Here is a 23,683-nt window from a genome sequence, read left to right as displayed (position 1 = left end):
CCGATTAACGTATGGAAGCGCTGGCAGGCGTTTCTTTTATGCACCGCACCCAATAAGTGCCGTTCTCATCCACTTCCACACCCTGCAGTTCATGTTCAAAGCCGGGGAATCGCTGGCCGAAGGTCTGCAAGGCCACCAGGTAATCGACGATGGCCCGTGATTCTGACGTCACCTTTTCACCCGGCATGATGAGCGGAATGCCCGGTGGGTAAGGGGTTATCATCACGCCCAGCGTGCGGTTGCTTATGTCGGCAGCCTTGACCTGCTCGGTTTGGTCGGAGATCAGGCATTGGTAGGCCTGGGAGGGGGTAAGAACAGGGATGGCCTCTGCAGAACAGGCCAGCTCCAAAAGCTCGGCAATTTTCAGTTCGATATTGGCCTGATGGATCGACCGGCATAAATCGCCGATGCCCATGTTGCGATAGGCGGGGGAACTGGCCGCAACCTGCGGAAGCACCGAGGTCAGCGGGGTATTCTCGTCATAGTGATGTTTAAATATCATCAGCATGTCGATCAGGGTATTCCATTTGCCCTGGGTAGAACCCAATGCAAATAACACCAGAATGGTGTAGTCGCCGTTGCGGGCCGGGATAATACGCTGGGTATCCAGGAATTTTGCCACTACCGGCGCGGGGATGCCGAAAACATTCATCTTTCCTTGCGCGTTCAGCCCAGGGCAGGTAATGGTGACCTTGATGGGATCCAACATCGCATAACCCTCCGGCAAGTCGCCGAAGCCGTGCCATGCCTCTCCGGCTCGCAACTGCCAGCAGGTGGGATCGTTGGCTAGCACCTCGTCGGCCACCTGGGTGAAGGGAACCTTTTTACCCTCCTGCAGCAACGTGCTCGGCTGCCAGACATCGAAGAACCATCCCTTGTCACTTTTTTCCGCTTTGAGCTTGTCTGCGACGGTCACCAGCGTCTTGCGGAAGCTGATAGCATCGTGAATAGCTTCATCGACCAATGTCTTACCGGCTTGCCCTTCCATCATGGCGGTCGCCACATCCATTGAGGCAATGATCGGATAGAACGGTGACGTGGTGCCGTGCATCATAAAAGCCTGATTGAAAATGTCGTAATCCACCGGGGCACGTTTGGAATTGCGGATATGTATCATCGAGGCCGAAGAAAAGGCCGCCAGCATCTTGTGTGTCGATTGCACGGCATACAGCGTTGGGCCGTTGTCTTTATCTTCGGGCACATCCATGGCGAACCGCCCCTGATACAGGGGATGGAATTTCGCATAGGCATACCAGGCTTCATCAAATTTGATCCGGGGTACCGACTTGGCCAGCTTTTGGGTGACGGCAGTGACGTCATAAATCAAACCGTCGTAAGTGCAGTTAGTGATGATGGCATAAGCGGGGCTGCGGTCTTCTGCCTGATAAGCCAGCACGCTGTCATCGATTTTTTGCTGGATCGCGCTGGCCTCAAACTGCTCGGGAGAGATCAAGCCAATAATGCCGAGCCCATTACGCGCAGGCTGGAAATAGACGGGTTTAGCCTGGGTGATGGTCAGCTCATGGTTGACGGACTTGTGGCAATTGCGGTCAACCAGGATGATTTTATCTTTTAAATCAATTGAGTGGCCTACTATCTGGTTAGACTGGGAAGATCCGCCTGTCACGTAGAAGGTTTTGTCCGCGCCAAAGAGTTTGGCGGCTCGCGTTTCCGATTCGCCCGGCGCTCCCTTATGTTCAAGCCAGTCCCCCATTTCCGGCGTAGAGATGCCGATGTCTGCCCGCATCAGGTTTTCGCCAAAGTAATTGATAAACTCACGGCCTACCGGGTGCTTAAGGTAGGCAACGCCCCCTTGATGCCCCGGGCAATCCCAATAGTAAGGGCTGTCTAACGCGTAACTTTTTAACGCGGCGAAGTAAGGCGGCAGCAGGTTCTCAATATACTGGCGTATCGCCAGATGAATGCGGCCAGCAATAAACTTGGGCGTATCTTCGCTGATGTTGATGTACTCATGGATCTCTTGAATCACCTCCGTCGATAAACGCCCTAACAAAGGTACACTTGACGAAAAGAAGATGGGCACCCGGCTGTTTTTAGCGCGGACCACGCGAATAATCTCCTTGATAATGGGAGAAGCCCCGCCCAAGTTAGCACCCTCGCACTCATTAATAATGATGCAGCCGATGCCCGCTTCTTTTCTGGCCATCGCCAGCGCCGTTTCATTGCTTTCCGCGTGGATAAAATGGTAGTTATTTAATGCCAGCACCTCCTTAATCGCATGATAGCCATCATCGACCTGTATTTTATTATCGCGTACAGAAACAATTAATATTGGAAAATCAAGATTGCTTGCATAACTCATTGTATGACCTCTTCTCATCCATGTCATTGAGATATCAACTGGGATGCCAGATGATGAAAGCGAGCATACTCTTGAAGTACAAACAATAAACTGTACCAAAGGTACAGTTTTGTAGTGAGGTGATTAGCGGATGATATAACAGGGTTTGGAAAATAATGGTGGAATATAGAATTGCCATTGCTGCTTTCTGGCAAAAAATATAAATTCCCGGGTAGTTTCACAATGGACCTTAGCCAGAATATTACTTTTATGGAACTTTATCGTCCTCAACGTTCTGTTGAGAATACCGGCAATCTCTTTCTCCGCCATGCCTTGTAACAACAGAAAAGCCACGACCCACTCCTTAGCGGATAAAATCTCGGAGGGACAAGCAACGGTTAATTTACCGATATCATCACCAGAGACAAAAAAACGTGCGGTGATGGAGTGCAGGGGTTTGATATGGCTGATAATACCGGAGCAATGAGCCTGTTTGTCGTAGTAGGGCATGCGTTCACAATAAAACACGCTGAATATGCGTTTGCTATCGATAGGGAGGATCCCTATTGCCTCAATCTTCCTCATCTCATCAATAACGCGTTGATCATGGATGGAGATAAAGGGCTTAAAAGGGGCTAGTGCAGAAGGCCTCCCATTTTCTTCAGGTTTCAGCAATAGGCCATATCTGGCATTGGCATACACGGGCTTTTTATGCACGTCCTTTAAACACCAGGCCTCATCACTAGACTCCCACGCAATCAGGATCTCCAAAGGAATAGCAATAGCTAACGAATTTAATTTCGCAATAATACTTTCGGTACTGACACGAGACATTTTCCCACCTTCAATCCTTGGTGCCATTATTCACAATGCAAATGGCGACATAGTGTAAAACGCCCAGAGCAGACTACCAGAAAGCCAACCTGAAGCGGCAAGATTGAAAGTAACGTTTTATTAATATACTTACCTGAAAGTGACCGTGCCCTATATCTACGATGCGCCCCCAAAAACGGGGTCACTTAACGTATTTCTTCATCAGCGGAATAAGAAAGCCTTCCCCCAATCAGGAGAAGGCTTGGCGATAAAGGAGAGTTTTACGGCTGTAGCAGGGCTTTCACATCCAGCAAAATAAATTCGTTATCATCTGCCACGTTGGGTTCGCGGCTGGAAGAGAACGGGAAGTTATTGTCGTTCCCCACGATAATATGGCTGCCATCCACCACATCGACATTCTCGATAGTGAAGAACGGGAAGCTCAGCACGCCGTTATTCAGCGGCTTACGCGCCAGCTTCTGTGGGTCCTGAATGTTCAGCAAATCGATATACGCCAGTTTTTCCACCGGTTTGCCGACGTTGGCGTCGGAAAACGCTATTTTGTAGACCCGTTTGAATTTAGCGATCTGGCTGAAGCAGTTATCCATTGGCGCGCCTGCAGCACAGGTTTTATCGGCAGTGCCTTCACCATTATCACGTTCGATCACCAGCCCGTGGGTGGCGTCGATCATATTGAAATCACCGATGGCGTTCTGATTGTCTTCCAACACGTACTGCCAGCTGCGGCCAGTCCATGCCTGCTGTTTGACGTCAAACTCCAGCACCCGCAGGTAGCGTTTGCCCGCCACGTTCTCAAACTGTTCGCCGTCCCACAGCGCCCCTTCCAGCAGGGGATACAGCTTGCCGCCATCCGGTGATACAGCCATTCCTTCAAAGCCCTTGGAGCGCGCGACCTGGAAGTTCTGCTTGCCGTCCGGCGCACCCGGCAGCGTCAGCGTCGGGTTATCCGGTGATTTCACTACTTTGCCGTCAACCTGGGTATCAAACACCGCCAGCACCTTGCCGTTCAGATCCGCTTTAATCAGGTAAGGGCCAAATTCATCGCCGATCCATAGAGCATCGTCGGCAAACTGGAAGCTTTCCGGGTCGAAATCGCTGCCGGTCAGGTAACGTTTGTCGGTGCTTTCATTGACGATATGGAACGGGACTTTTTTATCGGGATCGTGCAGGAACAGCGTTTTTAGCGGCATTACCGTGCCTTCCTTGAAATCGATACGGTAATGGTTGAGATACAGCATGGCGTCCGGCGAGTTGGCTTTACTGCCAAAGCCGTTATCGGTCAGCACCCAGTAGGTGCCATCCGGCATGTGTTTGATACCGGAGTGCCCCTGCAACGGCTGGCCATTGATGGGTAGCCCGATGCCGGTCAGCCGATCGGCAGATTTCCCCGCTACGCTACCCAGTTCGGTGATGCGTTTGCCGCTGGTGTATTTACCGCTCTGTTGCAGATCGGTTGGTGCATCCTGGGGGGCCGTGACGCTGGACTTCACCGGTAATACGGCGTGCCCGGCCAGCACGGCGGGGACTTCCTGAGCCTGAGCCCATAGCGTGGTGCTGAATGCCAGGCAACTGGCCAGCAGTGCCAGGCGAGAGGGTGATTTATGCATATTATGAATTCCCTGATTATGGTTTTGCCCAAAGGTAAAAAGCAACGCCACTATAGGGAGCCGTAATGACAGAAATATTATCTACCGCGTAATAAACAATGCCCACACTGCGGTTTCAATAGCCAGCCTCCCCAAAACGGTCACGGCACTCTTTGGGCGTCATGTCATAGCCCTTCTTGAACACCGAATAGAAGTACTGCAACGATGGGTAGCCACACATCTGGGAAATTTCATTGATGGGTAACGAGGTCGCGGTGAGTAAATTGCGGGCGCGATCGAGCTTCTCTTGGTGGATGGCATTATGGATCGTCTGGCCGGTTTCATCCTTGAAGCGCTTTTCCAGATTGGAACGGGACATGCCCACCGCATCCAGTACCTGCTCCACCTTGATCCCTTTGCAGGCATGGTAACGGATATAGTGCATGGCCTGGATCACTGCCGGGTCACGCAGTGAACGGAAATCTGTAGACCGCCGTTCAATCACCTTCACTGGCGGCACCAGAATGCGCTGTAGCGGCAGCTCGCGCTGATCAAGCAGTTGATGCAACAGCTTGGCGGCACGATAGCCCATCTGGCGTGTCCCCTGCACCACCGACGACAACGCCACGCGCGACAGATAGCGCGTCAGCTCTTCGTTATCAATGCCAATCACACAGAGTTTTTCCGGCACAGGAATATCCAGGTGCTCGCACACTTGTAACAGGTGGCGCGCCCGCGCATCGGTAACGGCTATGATCCCGGTCTGCTGGGGCAAGGTCTGCACCCAGTCCGCCAGGCGGTTCTGGGCGTATTGCCAGTTCTCCGGCGCGGTTTCCATCCCTTGATACACCACCCCTTGATACTGTTCCGCAGCCACCAACTGGCGGAAAGCCTGTTCACGCTCCTGCGCCCAACGCTTACCCCCCTCCACCGGCAGGCCATAGAATGCAAAGCGGTTCAGCCCTTTTTCTTTCAGGTGCATAAACGCCGCTTCCACCAGCGCATGGTTGTCGGTAGCGATGTAATGCACCGGCGGGTAATCCGCCTCCCGATGGTAAGAGCCCCCGACGCCAACCAGCGGTACCTGGACGTTACGCAACAGCTGCTCAATATTCCGGTCGTCGAAATCGGCGATCACGCCGTCCCCCAGCCAGTCCTTGATATTATCGATGCGGCAACGGAAATCCTCTTCGATAAAGATATCCCAATCGCTTTGCGACGCCTGTAAATACTCGCCAACGCCCTCCACCACCTGGCGGTCGTACACTTTATTGGCGTTGAACAGCAGCGTAATACGGTAGCGCTTCTTAAACATGGGGGCTCCCCAGCAATAAATACGGCCACAGCTACAAGTGTGAAGCCACGCCTACACCCGGCGTTTGGTCGCGGAATCCATCCACACCGCCAGCAGCAGGATCGCGCCTTTGACGATATATTGCCAGAACGTCGGCACGTCCAACATGCTCATGCCGTTATCCAATGAGGCCATGATAAACGCCCCCATCACCGCTCCCGCCACGCTACCGATCCCCCCGGCCAGGCTGGTGCCACCGATCACGCAGGCGGCGATAGCATCCAGCTCGGCAATGTTACCGGCAGAGGGCGAACCGGCCCCCAAGCGCGAACTGAGGATCAGCCCGGCAATCGCCACCATCAGGCCGTTGATGGCAAACACCGCCAGCTTGGTACGTTCAACGTTAACCCCGGAAAGCCGCGCGGCATCGATATTACCGCCGATGGCATAAATACGGCGGCCAAAGGCGGTACGCGACGCCATAAAGATCCCAGCCAGCATCAATGCGGTCAGGATCAGCACCGGCGTTGGTACCCCGCGATAGTCGTTCAGCAGGTAAATCGCCCCTAATACCAGGATGGCCATGATGCTCTGCCGGGTGATATCGCCGCTCGCTGCCGCTACCGGCAAGCCCAGTTGCGTACGTCTACTGCGCCGCCGCCACTGCCAGGCCACAAACAGCGTCAGGCCGACCGCGCCAATGCCAAAACCCACTCCGTTGGGCAAGTAGCTCTGGCCAATCTGTGACATGGCATTGCTGGTGGGTGACACGGTGGTGCCATTGGTGATGCCGATCAGAATGCCGCGAAACGCCAACATTCCCGCCAGGGTGACGATAAACGAAGGGACTTTACGATAGGCTACCCACCAGCCATTCCAGGCCCCCAGCAATAGCCCCGCCAACAGCGTGACCATGATGGTCAACGGCAACGGCCAGCCGAACCAGACGTCAAATATCGCCGCCGCGCCCCCCAATAGCCCCATCATTGAGCCAACGGAAAGGTCGATCTCCGCCGAAATAATCACGAACACCATGCCCACCGCCAGAATGCCGGTGATCGCCGTCTGGCGCAGCAGGTTGGAAATGTTACGGGCACTGAGATAGGCCCCTTCGGTGGTAAAGGTAAAGAACAGCATGATGACGGCGATCGCCGCCAGCATCACGAACACCTGCAGATTGACGGTTTTCAGCCCGAACAGCGGTTTTTTCGCCCCCACTGGCGGCAGGCTGGCTTCAGATTGCGTGCTTTTCAACATGTGTTTCACTCCTTAAGGCCGCTTCCATTACCTGTTCCTGGGTCAGATCGCGGTTCACCAGATCGGCTTTGATCTGCCCCTGGTGCATCACCAATACCCGATCGCTTAACCCCAGCACCTCCGGCAATTCGGAGGACACCACAATCACCGCGAGCCCCCGCTGTGCCAATTGATTGATTAACTTGTAAATCTCTTGCTTGGCACCGATATCAATGCCGCGCGTTGGCTCATCCAGAATGAGGATTTGCGGGTTCAGCAACAGGCACTTCGCCAGGATGGCTTTCTGCTGGTTACCCCCGCTGAGACGGGCAATAGCCAGCTCCGCAGAAGACGTTTTTACCCGTAGCCGTGCCAGCGATTGTTGGATAGTTGCCTGCTCCTGTGCATCATCCAGCACCGTCAATGCGCCACTGAAATCCCCCAGCGCCGCCAACGTCATATTGGCCCCCACGCCCATTACCGGCACGATGCCATCGCGCTTGCGGTCTTCTGGCACCATGGCGATGCCATATCGCATTGCCTCGCGGCAGTTGGTGATGGTGGCGGCCTGCCCTGCGATGGTGATCTTGCCCTGCCAACGCCCCGCATAGGCGCCAAACAGGCACTGCATGGTTTCGGTACGCCCGGAGCCAACCAGCCCGGCCACGCCGAGGATCTCCCCACGCCGTAGGGTAAAAGACACATTATCGGCCCGGCGGATATGGCGGTTGACCGGGTGCCAGGCAGTGAGGTTTTCCACCTGCAGGACCACCTCACCGATGGTATGGGGTTCCTGCGGATACAGCTCGGTCAGCTCACGGCCAACCATCATGGCGATGATATCGTCCTCGCTCATCTCCGCCGCAGGCCGGGTGCCAATGTGCTTGCCATCGCGGATCACGCAGATAAAGTCCGAGATCGCTTTCACCTCGTTGAGCTTGTGCGAAATATAGATACAGGCGATCCCGTGATCGCGCAGATCCGCAATGATCGCCAGCAACGTGGCGGTTTCACTTTCGGTCAATGAGGCGGTGGGTTCATCGAGTACCAGCAGGCGCACCTGTTTGTTCAAGGCCTTGGCAATCTCCACCAGTTGCTGTTGGCCCAACCCCAGTTCACCCACGCGGGTATTAGGGTCAACCTCCAGCTTGACCTGCGCCAGCATGCGCTGGCAGCGCAGGTACATGTTGTCGTAATCCATCACCCCATAGCGGCCCCACTCGTTGCCGAGAAACAGGTTCTCCAGCACCGTCATCTGCTTCACCAGGGCCAATTCCTGGTGAATGATGGCGATGCCTTTCTGCTCGGTATCGCGAATGGTTTTCGCCGTAACAATCTCACCCGAAAAATAAATATCGCCCTGATAACTGCCGTGCGGATATATTCCGCACAGCACTTTCATCAAGGTGGATTTTCCTGAGCCATTTTCACCGCACAAGGATAATACCTGCCCCGCTTCCAAGTGTAGGCTGACATTATCCACGGCTTTCACTGCGCCGAATTGTTTAGTGATATTTCGCATTTCTAACAGGCAGGGCATTATTCACTCCCCCCAGATGGCATTGCCATTAATTAAGATCGGATTGCTTATGGAAACCATCGGCAATAACCGTACTGTCGATATTCGTTTTATCCACCTGTACCGGGGTTAATAACCAGGCCGAAACCTCTTTACTGCCATTATTTAATTTGGCATTGGACTTGGGTTGTTCCCCTTTGCCCAGCTGCACGGCGATATCCGCCGCTTCGTCGGCCAGCTTGCTGATCGGTTTATAGACCGTCATGGTTTGGGTGCCCGCCACGATGCGTTTTACCGCCGCCAGATCGGCGTCCTGACCAGAGATCGCCACCTTCCCCGCCAGCCCTTGTGCAGCCAGTGCCTGAATGGCTCCACCGGCGGTGGCATCGTTGGAGGCCACGACCGCGTCGATATGGTTATTGTTGGCCGTCAGGGCGTTTTCCATGATCTTCAGCGCGTTTTCCGGCAGCCAGCCGTCGGCCCACTGATCGCCCACCACCTTGATCTTGCCGCTGTCGATCAGCGGTTGCAGCACGGTCATCTGCCCCTTGCGGAACAGCTTGGCGTTATTATCCACCGGCGAGCCGCCCATCAGGAAGTAGTTGCCCTGTGGCACGCGCTGCACCAGGCTTTCCGCCTGCATCTCACCCACTTTCTCATTATCAAACGAGATGTAGAAATCGATATCGGCATTGTTGATCATGCGGTCATAGGCCAGGACCTTGATGCCTTCGCGCTTCGCCTCGCTGATCACGTTGCTCAGCACCTGGCCGTTATAAGGGATGATCACCAGAACATCGACGCCGCGGTTGATCATATTCTCGATCTGCGCCATTTGGGTTTCTTCATTGCCGTTGGCCGACTGAACAAACACATCGGCCCCCAGGGCGTTGGCTTTCTTGACAAAAATATCGCGGTCTTTTTGCCAACGCTCCAGGCGCAGGTCGTCGATGGCCATACCGATTTTAATCTGTTGGCTGAAGCCCGGTTGGCTGGCCAGTAACAGCAGTGCGCAAGCAGAAAGCAAGAGTGGTTTGAATTTCATTTTATAACCCTTGAGTTGTGTAGGGAAATAGTTATCCGAGGCTTTCAAACGGCAAAATTGAAAGGTAACGAGATAAAACACGAAACTTCCAGTGGATTGTTGTCGCTTATGCGGTGTTCAGCAATTACAGATTTTCACCAGTGAATTACGGTTTTTGGTTTAATGTTGATTTTATGATGGCGGTCATGTTTTAAACCTGTGAAATAACCTGCGGCCAGTAAAACCGGCCCTTCGTTGAATTATGAGATCCCGCGCACATTTAATAATTCTGTGAATTTAAGTGTGAAATAACGTAATTGAGCATTCCGCCGCTTACTCCGAAGATGAGCGCATCCCGCATCCCTTACGCCGGGCACCGTTACCAAGGAGTCACTCATGCAATCCTATTTTGATCAGCTAGAACAGGTTCGTTACGAAGGCACCAGCAGCAATAACCCGTTGGCTTTCCGCCACTACAACCCCGATGAAATCATCCTCGGCAAACGTATGGCCGACCATCTGCGCTTCGCCGCCTGCTACTGGCACACTTTCTGCTGGAACGGGGCAGACATGTTCGGCATCGGGGCGTTCGATCGCCCTTGGCAACAGCCGGGAGAAGCGCTGGAGCTGGCTAAACGCAAGGCCGATGTGGCGTTCGAGTTTTTCCATAAGCTGAACGTGCCTTACTACTGCTTCCACGATATTGACGTGTCACCGGAAGGGGACACGTTAAAAGAGTATCTGAACAATTTTGCGATCATGACCGATGTGCTGGCTGAGAAACAGCAAAGCAGCGGCGTGAAGCTGCTGTGGGGCACCGCCAACTGCTTCACCCATCCGCGTTACGGAGCCGGGGCGGCGACCAATCCGGATCCGGAAGTCTTCAGCTGGGCAGCCACTCAGGTGTTCACGGCCATGAATGCCACCCATAAGCTGGGCGGTGAAAACTATGTGCTGTGGGGCGGGCGCGAAGGCTATGAAACCCTGCTCAATACCGATCTGCGCCAGGAGCGTGAACAGATTGGCCGCTTTATGCAGATGGTAGTTGAGCACAAACATAAGATCGGCTTCCAGGGAACGCTGCTGATCGAGCCCAAACCCCAGGAGCCGACTAAGCATCAGTACGATTACGACGTCGCCACCGTGTACGGTTTCCTTAAACAGTTCGGTCTGGAAAAAGAGATCAAGGTGAACATCGAGGCCAACCACGCCACGCTGGCCGGGCATTCGTTCCACCACGAGATCGCCACCGCCATCGCGCTGGGGATTTTTGGCTCGGTCGATGCCAACCGGGGCGATCCACAGCTAGGTTGGGATACCGATCAGTTCCCGAACAGCGTGGAGGAAAATGCGCTGGTGATGTTCGAAATCCTCAAGGCCGGCGGTTTCACTACCGGCGGGCTGAACTTTGATTCCAAGGTGCGCCGCCAAAGTACCGACAAATATGATCTGTTCTACGGCCATATCGGCGCGATGGACACCATGGCGCTGGCGCTGAAAGTGGCCGCCCGCATGATCGAAGATGGTCAGCTACATCAGCAGGTTGCCAAACGCTATGCCGGTTGGAACGGTGAGCTGGGCCAACAGATCCTGCAAGGGAAGCTGTCGCTCGAAGCGCTGGCACAGCACGCCGAGCAACAGGTGCTGGCCCCACAACATGCCAGCGGGCATCAGGAAAAGCTGGAGAACCTGGTCAACCGCTACCTGTTCGGCTAACTCTCTACGGCGCGGTGGGTCCGCTCACCGCGCTTCAAAGGATCCGTGCTCATGTACATTGGAATCGATCTCGGTACTTCCGGCGTGAAAGTCATCCTGCTAGGCGAGCAAGGCCAACTGCTGGCCAGCCAGAGTGAACCACTGCCCATCTCACGCCCCCATTCCCTATGGTCTGAACAAGACCCGCAAGATTGGTGGCAGGCCACCGACCGCGCCATGTTGGCATTGGCTAAACAGCATAGCCTGCAACAGGTCAAAGCCATTGGCCTGACCGGCCAGATGCATGGCGCAACCTTACTGGATAAACAGCAGCGGGTATTACGCCCGGCCATCCTGTGGAACGATGGCCGCAGCTTTGCGCAATGCCAGACACTAGAACAAACCGTACCCAACTCACGGGAAATCACCGGCAACCTGATGATGCCCGGCTTCACCGCCCCCAAGCTACTGTGGGTCAAGGAGCACGAGCCACAGATTTTCCAGCAGATCGATAGGGTGTTATTGCCGAAGGATTACCTGCGTTGGTGCATCACCGGCGAGTTTGCCAGCGATATGTCCGATGCCGCAGGGACAATGTGGCTAAACGTCGCCAAACGTGACTGGAGCGACGCCATGCTTGATGCCTGCGAGCTGACGCGTGAGCAGATGCCTGCGCTGTTTGAGGGTAACCAGATCACCGGGCAAGTGGATAGCGAACTGGCCCAACGTTGGGGGATGGCGCCGGTGCCGGTGGTAGCTGGCGGGGGTGACAATGCCGCCGGGGCGATCGGCGTTGGGCTGTATCAGGCCGGGCAGGCGATGCTGTCACTGGGTACCTCTGGCGTCTACTTCGCCGTCAGCGACGGTTTCCTCAGTAACCCGACCAGCGCGGTGCACAGCTTCTGCCATGCGCTGCCGCAGACCTGGCACCTGATGTCGGTGATGCTCAGCGCGGCGTCCTGCCTGGACTGGGCCTGCCAGTTAACCCATGTCGACAGCGTTGCCACCTTGCTGCGTAACGTTGAGCAGGCCGCTCCTGCTGAAACGCCGTTATGGTTCTTGCCCTATCTTTCCGGCGAGCGTACGCCACACAACAACCCGAACGCCAAAGGGGCCTTCTGGGGCTTTACTCATCAACATGGGCCGAACGATCTCGCACGGGCAGTGCTGGAAGGCGTGGGTTTTGCACTGGCGGATGGCATGGACGTGCTGCATGCCAGCGGCCTGCAACCCACGGCTATCACCTTGATTGGTGGCGGCGCACGCAGCCCGTTCTGGCGCCAGATGCTGGCAGATATCAGCGGCCAGCGGCTGGAATACCGCACCGGCGGCGACGTTGGCCCGGCATTGGGAGCCGCGCGTCTGGCGCAGATTGCGCTGAACCCTGGGGTATCTTTGAGCACCCTACTGCCTGAATTGCCGTTAGAGCAGGTGCATGAGCCGGATGCTGAACGGCATCAATATTATGCAGCTCAACGCCGCACCTTCCGCGAGCTTTACCGCTGCTTGCAGCCGCTGATGTAATTCACCAACGCCTCTGCCAGGTACATACATATCCAACACCTATGTATGTACTTGGCTGCTCCCGTTGGCATTAGGCTTTAAATCGCTCAGTATTAAGGGCTAAATCGAGCCGGCCGCGATCTCAAACAGCATCACCATTTCCCCGGTATACAAACCTTGGGTGTCGGCATTGCCGTTGCTCTTAGGCGCATTAGCGTTCACCTTCAACTGATAAACGCTTTGATAGCCATTGCCCACCTGAACTTTCTGATCGAAGGTTTGCGCCGCGCCACTAGCACCAAGATCTTTGCCATTGCTGCCTTCACCGGCAAACTTAACCTTCACCCCATCCATTTTATAAGCCGAATCGGTGCGGGCGATCTCAAGTGGATGAACCAGCGACACGTTGAACTGCGGCGTAGTGCTCCAAACCTGTACCGGTATACTGCTGGCGAAAGATTGCTGTGTACCATCGGTGGCCGCTAAATCCACCGTCTGATACCAATCCCCACTCTGCGGGCGAGAAACAAAAATACTGTCTCCGATAGTGGCGGTGATAGTGATGGTTTTGGTGACCGAAGCGTTGTGTTCTTGTGCCTGACTCATCCCTGAAAAAAACAGCAGTCCACCCGCGATAATTACTGCCAACTGACGTTTTTTCATGTTTGGTTGCCCATTCAGATAAGTTAATCGTTACCGATATGGCTGCCAACAATTCGGTTTCTTATTCCTTTGCTATTGCCCTCCAAAATCGACGATAAATGAAACCTGCACATCATTTGCAGACCAGCGGTTGGGGTCATTACCCTCCTCGTTCCAGTCAAAGGACGGTCAATCAATTATAGTAATCAATACCGCGTTCACCGGGATTATTATCGGTAACCGCCCGCAAACCTCATCCCGTCCGTTGTTGTCATCATGATGGCCGTTTTTGACCTTCTTTCTGTCCTATCGCCAGCGCAATATGGTGTTATACCAAATAGAGGAGGGCCGAAAATGTCACGTAGCGCACTATTGATCATCGATGTTCAACAATCCTTTCAGCATCGTCCGTTCTGGCAGGAAGACGATCTGCCTGCGTTTCAACAGGCGCTGACACGCCTGATTGCGGGTTGTCAGCAGCAAGAGGTGCCGCTGGTCGACGTATTCCATGTCTCGCCTGAGGGACCGTTCTCCTTGGCATCTGGCTACGTGAAACGCCTGCCGTTCCTGAACCATCAGGCTGACGTTACGGTGCAAAAGCGAGTACACAATGCGCTGACTGAATCTGGCCTGGATGCCTGGCTGCGTGAACGCCAGATCAACCATCTGATCATCAGCGGTATCCGCACCGAGCAATGCTGTGAAACCACCACCCGCGTCGCCTCCGATCTGGGCTATAAAGTGACGTTTGTGACCGAAGCCACACTCACTTTCCCAATGCATCACCCGGACGGCAGCCTCTTTACCCCCGAGCAGTTAAAGCGGCATACTGAAACCGTGCTGGTCGACCGCTTTGCCACTATTGCCAGCGTCGATCAAGCATTGGCGCAACTTTCGCAGGAATAATCATGCCCAAGGCCGTTTACTTTCTGATGCTCCCCAACGTGCTGTTACTGGATGTCAGCGGCCCGGCAGAGGTATTGCGGCTAACCGGGCAGTTCCAGCTGCACTATGTCAGCCCGGTGCCGCAAATTTCCTGCTCCATCGGCATGACCATCGGCCAGCTAGCCCCCTTGCCACAGCGGTGGAACGAAGGGGATATTCTGGTGATACCGGGGGTGGCAGACTCAACGCATTACTTTGCTAGCGAGGAAGCGGCTCTGGCACGCAATTGGCTCCAGGCATTGCGCCCGGCTTTGGCCCAGCGGCAGATAGATCTGGTATGTGTCTGTTCCGGTGCGCTGTTGGCCGCCCAGGCCGGATTGCTCGACGGCTATCATTGCACCACTCACCACGCCGTGATCGAGCGCTTGCGCCAGCAGGCACCGGCAGCACAGGTGAAGGAAAACCGTATTTTTGTTGAGGATCGCGGCGTGTTTACCAGCGCAGGCATCACCGCCGGTATCGATTTGGCCCTGCACCTGGTCAATCAGCACTGTGGGGCTGACCGCGCGCTAGAGATTGCCCGTGAGATGGTGGTGTATTTCCGCCGCTCCGGCGACGATCCGCAGCTCTCCCCGTGGTTACGCTATCGCAATCATCTGCATCCAGCCGTGCACCGGGCGCAGGATGTGATGGCCGCCGAGCCGGAGGCCGAGTGGTCGGTCCCTCAGGTAGCGGAGAAAGCCCACGTCAGCAGCCGCCATCTGGCCCGGCTGTTCCGTCTGCATATCGGCCTCAGCGTGCGGGAATACCATGAGCAATTGCGGCTGGCGGTCGCACAGCAACGCCTGCAACAAGGCTACGGCCTGGAAAAAGCCGCGCTAACCGCAGGCTTCTCCTCTGGGCGCCAACTGCGGCGGGCACAGCAGCGCTGGCAGGCTTAAGACACCAGCCGCCGGGTATCCACTTTCTGTAACCCCATCGACAACAGCAGGCTCACACCAAGCGCCATGCCAAACACCCAGAAGATATCCAGCAGCGGGTAGGCCGGAAACTCCCAGTGGCGATTACGCATCACGTTAACGATCAGGGCATGAAAGCCGTAGATCGCCAGCGAGTGGCGGGAGATCACGCCTAGCCAGCCGATTGGATTCGGCAGGCAGTTTTTGCACCACACCAGCAGCGAGACCGCCGCCACAAATACCAAGGGGCCGGTGTACATATAAAACGTATCGGCAAAGCTGCCGTTGATAAACATCTGGCTTTTGGTGCCACGGATAATCAGGACCACGCTAGCAACAAAGCACAGCACCGCCAACAGGCTCATACCGCGCCGTTGGGTAGCCATCACGCCGATCGCTCGCCCTGCCAAGGCATACAGCAGGTAATAGAAGGTATCGCCAAAGATGTACAGGTTCACCGGTAGTAGCTGGACATTATCCAGGGTCAGCTTGCTGGTATTAGGGTTGGCGATAATCGCCAGAATGACGATCACCCCGGCCAGATAGCGGCCAGAAACCGGTTTGACGCTGATCAGCGGCGAAAGCAGGTAGACCACCGCAATGGCATAAAAGAACCACAGGTGATAAAACACCGGCTTTTGCAGGATAGCGTGCAACGAGGGCCAAAAGCCGATGCGGGTAAAGCAGGCAATATAAATCAGGGCAATGGCGCTGTAGAACAAAATACAGCAGGTAATGCGGATAAAGTGTTTTTGGTTGGCACTGCGCTCACCAAAAAACAGAAAGCCGGAAATCATAAAGAACAGCGGCACCGAAGCCCGTGAAAGCGAGTTCAATACGTTAGCCATATCCCAGTTATGTTCACCCACAGCCACACCGTTGGCGACGTAGTAGGTGGTCGCGTGGATCATCACCACCATCATGCACGCCAGCGCACGCAAGTTATCTATCCAACCAATTTTATTGCTCATTGCTGCCCGTCAGTTGCCTATAATTCTGTCATAACGAAATGTTAATCAGAGGTTATAGCTCAGGGGGGCGCAGCACAACGCTTAAACGCGCTATTAAGAATGAGCCTAAAATCACCTTATGATTGCCAAGGTGAACAATTGGCGGCAAAATAGCCGCCACAACTCGCTCAGTTTGCGCTCTCCCGCCCTGGCAGTTCCTTATTTCTTCTTTACTATCAGTAAAATAAAAATGAAAACATCATTACCCCCTGCGGCACTTCTGGGCCGACAGGCGCTTTTATTCCCACTTTGTCTGGTGCTGTTCGAATTCGCGACCTATATCGCCAACGATATGATCCAGCCCGGTATGCTGGCGGTCGTGGCCGATTTCAACGCCGGTGTGGAATGGGTGCCCACCTCAATGACCGCCTATCTGGCTGGCGGTATTTTCCTGCAGTGGCTACTTGGCCCGCTGTCAGATCGCCGTGGCCGCCGCCCGGTGATGCTGGCCGGGGTGCTGTTCTTTATCGTCACCTGCCTGGCCATTCTGCTGGTCACCAATATCGAGCAGTTTATCGTGATGCGCTTCCTGCAAGGGATCGGCCTGTGCTTTATCGGTGCGGTGGGCTATGCCACCATTCAGGAGTCGTTTGAAGAGGCGACATGTATCAAAATCACCGCGCTGATGGCTAACGTGGCGTTGATCGCCCCGCTGCTGGGGCCGTTGGCCGGGGCTGCCTGGGTTCACGTCGCCTCCTGGCAGAGCATGTTTGTACTGTTTGCCGCCCTGGCCGCGATTGCCTTTGTCGGCCTGTGGAAAGCCATGCCTGAAACCGCCACGCTGCGAGGGGAAGCCTTTTCGGCGGCCAATCTGTGGCGGGACTATCGTCAGGTGCTGGCCAATCGGCGCTTTATCTGTGGTTCATTGGCTATCGGCTTTGCCAGCCTGCCGTTGTTGGCCTGGATTGCCCAGTCTCCGGTGATCCTGATTAAGGGTGAGTCACTCTCGGCGCTGGACTATGGCCTGTTGCAAATCCCGGTGTTTGGCGCGCTGATCCTCGGCAACCTGACGCTGGCTCGCATCACCGGCAAACTCAGTATTGAACGCCCGATCAAGCTGGGCGCATGGCCGATGCTGCTGGGCCTGCTGCTCGCCGCGCTGGCCACGGTATTTTCCGCCCATGCCTACCTGTGGATGACCGCCGGGCTGAGCCTTTACGCTTACGGCATTGGTTTGGCGAACGCCGGTCTGTATCGCCTGACGCTGTTTTCCAGCAACGTGAGCAAAGGTGCCGTTTCGGCCGTGATGGGGATGCTGAGCATGTCGGTGTTCACCATCGGGATCGAGTTGGCCAAGGTGGCCTATGTCTGGGGCGGTAACGGATTATTCAGCCTGTTCAATCTGGTCAGTGGCCTGTGTTGGCTGATGTTGACGGCGCTGTTCCTCAGCAAACACCGTGGTGGCGCCACTCCCGCACCGAGTGTCACAGTGTAATGGTTAATCAACCCTCTCCCTTTGGGAGAGGGTTAGCGTGAGGGGTCAGAACAGCCCCATCGGTTTCTCAGAGTAGCTCACCAGTAGGCACTTGGTCTGCTGATAGTGCTCCAACATCATCTTATGGGTTTCCCGCCCGATCCCCGACTGTTTGTAGCCGCCGAACGCCGCATGTGCCGGGTAGGCATGGTAGCAGTTGGTCCAGACGCGGCCCGCCTGAATGTTGCGCCCCATCTGGTAGGCAATGTTGCCGTTGCGGCTCCACACCCCGGCCCCCAGGCCAAAATCGGTATCATTGGCCAGCGCCAGTGCTTCATCCATATCCTTGAAAGTGGTCACCGCCAGCACCGGGCCAAAAATCTCTTCCTGGAATACCCGCATGCTGTTCTTACCGAACAGAATGGTAGGTTCCATGTAGTACCCTTGCGCCAACCCGCCATCCAGTGCCTTACGTCGGCCACCGGTCAGCACCTTGGCTCCTTCCTGCTTGCCGATCTCGATGTAGTTAAGAATGGTCTTCATCTGCCCTTCGGAAACCTGCGCCCCCATTTGGGTGTTGGCGTCCAGCGGGTTGCCGCTACGGATGCTCTCCACCCGTTTGATCGCCCGCTCCATAAAGCGCTCGTAGATCGATTCCTGCACCAGCGCCCGGCTCGGACAGGTACAGACTTCCCCCTGGTTAAAGGCAAACAGCGCAAAGCCTTCCAGCGCCTTGTCGAAGAACGAGTCCTCTTTGTCCATCACGTCGGCAAAGAAGATGTTGGGTGACTTGCCGCCCAGTTCCAGCGTCACCGGAATGATGTTCTGGGTGGCGTAGCCCATGATTTGGCGGCCCACTTCGGTCGAACCGGTAAAGGCCACTTTAGCGATGCGCTTGGAGGTGGCCAGATATTCCCCGATTTCACCACCTGCGCCGTTGACCACGTTGATCACCCCTGGCGGCAGGATGTCCTGGATCAGTTCCATCAGCACCAGCACCGATAGCGGCGTCAGCTTGGCCGGTTTCAGCACGATGCAGTTACCCGCCGCCAGAGCCGGAGCCATCTTCCAACAGGCCATCAGCAGCGGGAAGTTCCACGGAATGATTTGTGCCACCACACCCAGCGGTTCGTGGAAGTGATAGGCCACCGTCTCTGAGTCGATCTCACTAATCCCGCCCTCTTGCGCTCGTACGCAGGCAGCAAAGTAGCGGAAATGGTCGATAGCTAACGGAACGTCGGCATTGACGGTTTCGCGGATCGGTTTGCCGTTATCCCAGGTTTCTGCCGCCGCCAGCAGATCGATATTCTGCTCCATGCGATCGGCGACCCGGTTGAGCAAATTGGCGCGCGCCTGCACCGACATTTTCCCCCATGCCCCTTTGGCATCGTGGGCCGCATCCAGCGCCAACTCGATATCCTGGGAGGAGGAGCTGGCCACTTCGCACAGCGTCTGGCCGGTGATCGGCGTCAGGTTGGTGTAATACTCGCCCTGTACCGGCGCCACCCAGGCACCACCGATAAAGTTGTCATAACGTTTTTTCAGCTTGAGAGGAAACCCGGTGTTTTCAGGCGTGAGGTGACTTGCCGTAGTGGTATTCGCCATTTGTATCTCCTTTTAACGTGGCTGCAACCTTACCGCCCGCAGACGGTAAGCAGGTTCACGGCACCATGGCCGCAGATCAAACTTAAGAAGCGGTGAACGATCTCTAGCCGGAATGATAGGGGTTTATGAGGAGAAATGGCGAAACAATGCTCAAACGCATGAGGGGTGTCACAATCTTTTAAACTGGGCGCAACAATATGCACCCATAATTTCAACCACCAAACAGCCCGCGATCCCGTAGCAGGTGCTGATTCCCCTTGCGCCGGGTAAAGCCGCTACGATCGAAGAATTCCAATACCTGGATCGCCAGCTTGCGGCCAATCCCCAGCCGATCGCGGAAATCACCGGCATTGGTGCTGCCTTGCGTGGCGTCCAGCTCGCGGATCATTGCGGCAAACTGTTCGATACGCTGGCTGAGGTAGTAGCGATCGACCACCACGGCGGTGACGTAGCCAAGCTGTGCCGCCTTGCGCAACGCGGCGCGAACGCTGTTTTCCTCTTCGCCCAACGAGGCGGCCAGATCGCGCACCCACCAGGGATCGTCACTAAACAGCGGCTCAATGCGGCTCCACAGCGCCTGTTGCTCGCTGCTGAATGCCAAACCGTGGTCCGGCAGGTGCAGCCAGCCGCGCGTATTGCGCAGCAACCCCGCCGCCAGCAGCCGATCGATCATCATAAATACCAGCGGCTCATGCAGCGCCGGTAACGCCATACGGCGCAGACGAGCCCGCCCCAGGCCTAGCTGATCGGCATGTTGCTGATGGTATTCGGCCAACACCTGCAACAGGCGTTGCTCATGCGCTTGCACGTTGGTTGGGGCTAGCGCCATGTCGCCGGAGATCATCAGGGCATAGCCCGCCAGCAGTTCCTGCAGGCCCTCATCCGTCAGTTGCCGTGCCCAGGCAAACGCGGCCAAATCCAGTGCGCCACCCGGCAAACGCAAATCCAGCACCTGCCTATCGCTGGATGCCTGAGCCAGCGCGGCCAACCAGGCCAGATACTCCGGCTGACGCTTGCCCCGTTTCGGCGAGGAGAGCCCCAGCACGCGTGCAGCGCCCAGCGTTTGGCGCGCGCTGATATCCCGCAGCACCAACCGATCGTTTTCCACCAGCCACAGCGGACGATCGAGGATCAGCTCCGCCAGGTTATCGGCCAGCAGCGCAATGCGCCCGGTGATATGGCTGGCGGCATGGTGAATATGTAGCGACTGCCAGTGCTGGATCGGCGCATCGGCCTCTATCGCCACCAGAATACGCTCTGCCGCCGCTGGCGGTTGTTGCGCCAACAGCCAGTCGCCGCGCGTTAGCTGGTCTTTGCTGACGTCACCGCTGATATTCAGCGCAATGCGCTGCCCGGCAACCGCTTGATCTGTCGCCTGATTCTGCGCATGCAAGCCGCGCACCCGCACTGGCACGTCCGCACCGGTCAGCCACAGCGTATCGCCTACCGCCACGCTGCCGCCCAGCGCCGTCCCTGTCACCACCAGCCCGGCACCTTTAACGCTGAAGGCGCGATCCACTGCCAGGCGAAAACGACGGGAGAGTAAGTGCTCACCGGGTTGCAGCGCCAACAGATGCTGGCGCAGCTCATCAATACCTTCTCCCAGGGCCGCCGCGGTAACAAACACCGGCACATCATGCCAGCCCTGCTGCGCCAATTCAGCCAACACTTGGGTTTGTACTTCAGCGATTCGTGCAGGATCTACACGGTCAGCTTTGGTTAACGCCACCGTCAACTGCGCCCTGCCGCTCAGGCGCAGGATCGCCAGGTGCTCACGGGTTTGCGCCATTACGCCATCGTCACAGGCCACCACCAGCAGCGCATGGTCGATGCCGCCAATGCCCGCCAGCATGTTAGCGAGGAATTTTTCATGGCCGGGAACGTCGATAAACCCCAGCACGCGGCCATCGGGCTGCGGCCAATAGGCATAACCAAGATCGATGGTCATGCCACGGCGTTGCTCCTCCGGCAGGCGATCGGCATTGATGCCGGTGATCGCCTGCAGCAGGGTAGTTTTACCGTGGTCGACATGGCCAGCGGTGGCGATAATCATGCGCTCAGCGCCTCAACCAGTGCGCCCTCCTGTTCCAGGCAACGTAGATCGAGCCACAGTTTGCCGTCGTTGATACGGCCAATGACCGGCTGCGGCAAGCTACGCCACTGCTGGGCCAAGCCTTCTAAGGTTGCGCCCCGGCCATCGAGTGGGGTAAAGGTCAATGCGTAGCTCGGCAGGCGATCTATCGGCAACGAACCGCTGCCAATCTGTGACCAGCACGGCTCGCTACGCAGCTCGAAACGGCCAGCAAACCGCGAAGCCAACTGGCTTTGCAAACGTTCGGCGGTTTCCTGCATCTGTTGCTGTGGGCGGGTCAGTAAGCGCAAGGTGGGTAAGTGTTCTGCCAGTAACTCTGGCTGTTGATACAACCGCAGCGTGGCTTCCAGCGCCGCCAAGGTAATTTTGCCGACGCGCAGAGCGCGCTTGAGCGGATGCTGTTGCAAACGGGCGATGAGATCTTTTTTACCGACGATAATCCCGGCCTGCGGCCCGCCCAGCAGTTTATCACCGGAGAAGGTCACCAGATCGACACCTGCAGCGATCAGGCGTTGCGGCATCGGTTCGGCTGGCAAGCCGTATTGCGCCATGTCGATCAGCGAGCCACTGCCCAAATCGGTCGCCACAGGAATGCCCTGTTCGTGGCCCAACACCGCCAGTTCGCTTTCATCGACCGCAGCGGTAAACCCTTGAATGCTGTAATTACTGGTGTGCACCTTCATCAACAGGCCGGTTTGCTCGTTGATGGCGGCACGATAATCTTTCAGATGTGTACGGTTGGTGGTGCCGACTTCCACCAGTTGGCAGCCAGCCTGGCGCATGACGTCCGGGATGCGGAACGCGCCACCAATCTCCACCAGCTCGCCACGTGATACCACCACCTGCTGACCTGGAGCAACCGCCGCCAGCATCAGTAGCACTGCCGCCGCGTTATTGTTGACGATGCAGGCATCTTCCGCCCCGGTGAGCTGGCAGAGCAAGTCCGCGATGGCCCGATCGCGATGTCCACGGCCTGCGCCATCCAAATCGTATTCCAGCGTCACGGCACTGCTCATGGCACTGACCACCGCATCAACTGCCGGTTGCCCCAACAGCGCTCGCCCCAGGTTGGTATGCAAAACGGTGCCGCTGAGGTTAAACACCGGTTGCAACGCCGGGCGCTGCTGTTGTTCCAGGCGGGCATGTAGCGCCTGCGGCCAGTCCTGACACCAGGCGGGCAGCTGTTGCTGCGTCTTGATGGCTTCACGCGCCTGTGTCTGCATCTGGCGCAGTAGTTCGCTGATAAGCGTCTGGCCGTGTTTGGCGACGGCGGGTTCGACGGCAGGATCGCGCAGCAGGCGGTCAATGGCAGGTAACTGGCTGTATAGGTGCTGGGATTCAGTGCTCATGGTCACTCGATTTTTCAGTGTCCGGTTATCGGCAAACTGGCTTATTGGCGTGCCGAGCTAAACCAGTCAGGTTATTTAACCTGCATGGTATCAATAATTCGCTGTACCAGGGCATGATGTAGATCCGGTGTTTTAGCTGGTGTTAACAGCTGCAACGTCACGACCCGTTTATTGAACACCGTCAACACGATGGTGGAAACCAGTTTTTGCCCGTTGACCGTCTGTTCAGTATCCAAACGATGGAACTTCTGCTTACCGACGGTGAAATTCTCTTCTTTGGTTTTCTTGATGTTCTGATAGCGGTCGGACAGCTCAGTAATGATGCTTTGCGTCAGCTCTTTGAGCATCGCATCGCTGGTATTGATCTTCATGTCTGCTGGCGGGATCACTTCCGAAGCGACAGTGCGCTGGCGTGATTTGCTGTCGAGAAACAGCTGAATGGTCGACTTGTCGTCGTTGATGATGCCGCTCAGCTTGGTCTGATCGCTGAAGCCCGGCGGCAGTTCAAAGGTAATTTTGCCCTTTTGCAGCGATACGTTCAGGCCAGGGGCGGGTTTGGGTTCTTCCACCGGCGGCGCTGGGGCTGGCGTTACGGGCTGTGTCACGACCGGTTTTGGCGCGGGGGCGGGGACTTCCGGCTTTTTGCTGTCCTGATTATCGCAGGCTACCAGCCCGGTAAGCAGCACGGCTAACGCCGCGCCTTTGGCAAGGGTCTTCAACATCATGTCTTCCTT

Annotated in this window: 18 protein-coding genes; 5 read left to right on the top strand and 13 right to left on the bottom strand. The window is 56.1% G+C overall.

Features of this window, described 5'->3' with window-relative positions; translation table 11 throughout:
• Positions 1-4 precede the first annotated feature (4 nt).
• The 7 genes from KGP26_RS00330 to xylF all read right to left on the bottom strand — a co-directional run bounded on the left by KGP26_RS00330 (position 5) and on the right by xylF (position 9,816).
• Entirely contained in the window at positions 5-2,323 is a 2,319-nt protein-coding gene (locus KGP26_RS00330) for an Orn/Lys/Arg decarboxylase N-terminal domain-containing protein (RefSeq protein ID WP_223664877.1), read from the bottom strand.
• A 123-nt stretch (positions 2,324-2,446) separates the two neighbouring features.
• Positions 2,447-3,136, bottom strand: coding sequence for a helix-turn-helix transcriptional regulator (locus tag KGP26_RS00325; protein ID WP_179250956.1), 690 nt, complete (start codon positions 3,134-3,136; stop codon positions 2,447-2,449).
• A gap of 260 nt (positions 3,137-3,396) precedes the next feature.
• Positions 3,397-4,743: an esterase-like activity of phytase family protein gene (locus tag KGP26_RS00320; protein ID WP_223664876.1), complete on the bottom strand. Its 1,347-nt coding sequence runs from the start codon at positions 4,741-4,743 to the stop codon at positions 3,397-3,399.
• 115 nt (positions 4,744-4,858) lie between these two features.
• Positions 4,859-6,037 (bottom strand): D-xylose utilization transcriptional activator XylR, encoded by a 1,179-nt coding sequence (gene xylR, locus KGP26_RS00315; RefSeq protein ID WP_059199223.1) that lies wholly within the window; start codon positions 6,035-6,037, stop codon positions 4,859-4,861.
• Between the two features lie 51 nt (positions 6,038-6,088).
• Positions 6,089-7,273, bottom strand: coding sequence for a xylose ABC transporter permease XylH (gene xylH, locus KGP26_RS00310; RefSeq protein WP_223664875.1), 1,185 nt, complete (start codon positions 7,271-7,273; stop codon positions 6,089-6,091).
• Positions 7,251-8,792 carry a xylose ABC transporter ATP-binding protein gene (locus KGP26_RS00305; protein WP_115160111.1) on the bottom strand — a complete coding sequence of 514 codons (1,542 nt, stop codon included), beginning with the start codon at positions 8,790-8,792 and terminating at the stop codon, positions 7,251-7,253. Before KGP26_RS00305 ends, xylH begins: the two co-directional genes overlap by 23 nt.
• A gap of 28 nt (positions 8,793-8,820) precedes the next feature.
• Positions 8,821-9,816, bottom strand: a complete 996-nt coding sequence (xylF, locus tag KGP26_RS00300; protein WP_059201918.1) for a D-xylose ABC transporter substrate-binding protein — start codon at positions 9,814-9,816, stop codon at positions 8,821-8,823.
• A gap of 375 nt (positions 9,817-10,191) precedes the next feature.
• On the opposite strand from xylF, the gene xylA reads away from it, so the two are divergent.
• Positions 10,192-11,511 carry a xylose isomerase gene (gene xylA, locus KGP26_RS00295; protein ID WP_223664874.1) on the top strand — a complete coding sequence of 440 codons (1,320 nt, stop codon included), beginning with the start codon at positions 10,192-10,194 and terminating at the stop codon, positions 11,509-11,511.
• A 51-nt stretch (positions 11,512-11,562) separates the two neighbouring features.
• Complete coding sequence (gene xylB, locus KGP26_RS00290) at positions 11,563-13,014, top strand: xylulokinase (protein WP_223664873.1); 1,452 nt, start codon at positions 11,563-11,565, stop codon at positions 13,012-13,014.
• 99 nt (positions 13,015-13,113) lie between these two features.
• Here the strand turns inward: xylB and KGP26_RS00285 are convergent, their stop codons facing one another.
• Positions 13,114-13,656 carry a CS1 type fimbrial major subunit gene (locus KGP26_RS00285; protein WP_021807301.1) on the bottom strand — a complete coding sequence of 181 codons (543 nt, stop codon included), beginning with the start codon at positions 13,654-13,656 and terminating at the stop codon, positions 13,114-13,116.
• A 333-nt stretch (positions 13,657-13,989) separates the two neighbouring features.
• Between KGP26_RS00285 and KGP26_RS00280 the strand changes: the two genes are divergently transcribed.
• Positions 13,990-14,541 (top strand): cysteine hydrolase family protein, encoded by a 552-nt coding sequence (locus KGP26_RS00280; RefSeq protein ID WP_223498668.1) that lies wholly within the window; start codon positions 13,990-13,992, stop codon positions 14,539-14,541.
• Positions 14,542-14,543: 2 nt separating this feature from the next.
• Positions 14,544-15,461 (top strand): GlxA family transcriptional regulator, encoded by a 918-nt coding sequence (locus KGP26_RS00275; RefSeq protein ID WP_179248601.1) that lies wholly within the window; start codon positions 14,544-14,546, stop codon positions 15,459-15,461.
• Here KGP26_RS00275 and KGP26_RS00270 read toward each other — a convergent pair.
• Positions 15,458-16,450, bottom strand: a complete 993-nt coding sequence (locus KGP26_RS00270; RefSeq protein ID WP_223664872.1) for an acyltransferase — start codon at positions 16,448-16,450, stop codon at positions 15,458-15,460. The genes KGP26_RS00275 and KGP26_RS00270 overlap by 4 nt on opposite strands.
• Before the next feature lie 229 nt (positions 16,451-16,679).
• Here KGP26_RS00270 and KGP26_RS00265 point away from each other — a divergent pair, with 229 nt between their 5' ends.
• Complete coding sequence (locus tag KGP26_RS00265) at positions 16,680-17,924, top strand: MFS transporter (RefSeq protein ID WP_037376487.1); 1,245 nt, start codon at positions 16,680-16,682, stop codon at positions 17,922-17,924.
• A 45-nt stretch (positions 17,925-17,969) separates the two neighbouring features.
• Here the strand turns inward: KGP26_RS00265 and KGP26_RS00260 are convergent, their stop codons facing one another.
• From KGP26_RS00260 to KGP26_RS00245, 4 genes are all read right to left on the bottom strand, one after another.
• Positions 17,970-19,508: an aldehyde dehydrogenase family protein gene (locus KGP26_RS00260; protein ID WP_021807296.1), complete on the bottom strand. Its 1,539-nt coding sequence runs from the start codon at positions 19,506-19,508 to the stop codon at positions 17,970-17,972.
• 211 nt (positions 19,509-19,719) lie between these two features.
• Entirely contained in the window at positions 19,720-21,561 is a 1,842-nt protein-coding gene (gene selB / locus KGP26_RS00255) for a selenocysteine-specific translation elongation factor (protein WP_223664871.1), read from the bottom strand.
• Positions 21,558-22,949 carry an L-seryl-tRNA(Sec) selenium transferase gene (gene selA / locus KGP26_RS00250; RefSeq protein ID WP_223664870.1) on the bottom strand — a complete coding sequence of 464 codons (1,392 nt, stop codon included), beginning with the start codon at positions 22,947-22,949 and terminating at the stop codon, positions 21,558-21,560. The genes selB and selA overlap by 4 nt, the downstream gene beginning before the upstream one ends.
• Before the next feature lie 71 nt (positions 22,950-23,020).
• Positions 23,021-23,671 carry a DcrB-related protein gene (locus KGP26_RS00245; RefSeq protein WP_021807293.1) on the bottom strand — a complete coding sequence of 217 codons (651 nt, stop codon included), beginning with the start codon at positions 23,669-23,671 and terminating at the stop codon, positions 23,021-23,023.
• Positions 23,672-23,683: the final 12 nt, after the last annotated feature.

The organism is Serratia sp. JSRIV002 (assembly GCF_019968725.1).
Classification (GTDB): domain Bacteria; phylum Pseudomonadota; class Gammaproteobacteria; order Enterobacterales; family Enterobacteriaceae; genus Chania; species Chania fonticola_B.
This window is presented reverse-complemented; position numbering and strand designations above follow the sequence as displayed.